2 protein-coding genes are annotated in these 1,172 nt (G+C 69.7%); both read left to right on the plus strand.

Going from position 1 to position 1,172, the window contains the following annotated elements; genetic code table 11:
* Nucleotides 1-301, plus strand: a 301-nt coding sequence (locus P5F91_RS02165) for a hypothetical protein (protein ID WP_277906797.1), incomplete at its 5' end; no start/stop codon positions are given.
* Nucleotides 256-1,172 (plus strand): branched-chain amino acid aminotransferase (locus P5F91_RS02170; RefSeq protein WP_422394451.1); only part of this gene is annotated, 917 nt, incomplete at its 3' end. The genes P5F91_RS02165 and P5F91_RS02170, both read left to right, overlap by 46 nt.

Genomic DNA, 1,172 nt, shown 5'->3' on the forward strand with positions numbered 1-1,172 from the left:
CGTCACGGGCAACTTCAGCCAGAGCAGCGGCACACTGACCACGGGCGGCCATATGCTGAGCGTCAGCGGGGCGGCCAGCGTGACGGGCGGCGTGGTCAACGCCGGGGTCAGCGCGGCGGGCAATTACCTGGTGGGCGACAGCGTCACCCTGATCCAAGGCGGCACCGGGTCCAACTACGCCGGCGCCACGGTCACCAGCGGCATCACCGGCCTCAGTGCCAATGCCGTGACCAGCGGCAGCACCCTGTCCGCATCCTGGAAAACCCCGGCTTCGGCAAGGTATTCACCGACCACATGGTGACGATCCGCTGGACGGAGGGCCAGGGTTGGCATGACGCCAAGGTCACGGCGCGGGCGCCGTTCGCGCTCGATCCTGCGGCGGCTGTGCTGCACTACGCCCAGGAAGTCTTCGAGGGCATGAAGGCCTATCGCGCGGCGGACGGCGGCGTGACGCTGTTCCGGCCCGACGCCAATGCCAAGCGCTTTCGGGACTCGGCCGAACGCATGGCCATGCCGCTGATCCCGGAGGAGCTGTTCCTGGAAGCGGTGGAGCAGCTGGTGCGCATCGACCAGGCCTGGATCCCCGGCGGGGAGGGCGCCAGCCTGTACATCCGGCCCTTCATGTTCGCCAACGAGGCTTTCCTGGGCGTGCGGCCGGCGTCGGAGTACATCTTCTGCGTCATCGCCTGCCCGGTGGGCGCCTACTTCAAGGGCGGGGCCAAGGCCATCACCATCTGGGCGCCGGAGAACTACACCCGCGCCGCCCCCGGCGGCACCGGCGCGGCCAAGTGCGGCGGCAACTACGCCGCCAGCCTGATCGCCCAATTGGAGGCCAGCAAGCACGGCTGCGACCAGGTGGTGTTCCTGGACGCGGCGGAGCATCGCTGGATCGAGGAGCTGGGCGGCATGAACGTCTTCTTCGTCCGCGACGACGGCAGCCTGCTGACCCCGCCGCTCAGCGGCACCATCCTGCCCGGCATCACCCGCGACAGCATCATCCAGCTGGCGCGCAGCCTGGGCCACACGGTGGTGGAGGAGCCGTATACCCTGGCGCAGTGGAAGGAGGATGCCGCCACCGGCCGGGTGCGCGAGGCCTTCGCCTGCGGCACCGCCGCCGTGCTGGCGCCCATCGGCACCGTGCGCACGGCCGAGGGTGACTTTGTCATCGGCAA

It is taken from the genome of Nitrospirillum amazonense (assembly GCF_029594735.1).
GTDB lineage: Bacteria > Pseudomonadota > Alphaproteobacteria > Azospirillales > Azospirillaceae > Nitrospirillum > Nitrospirillum amazonense.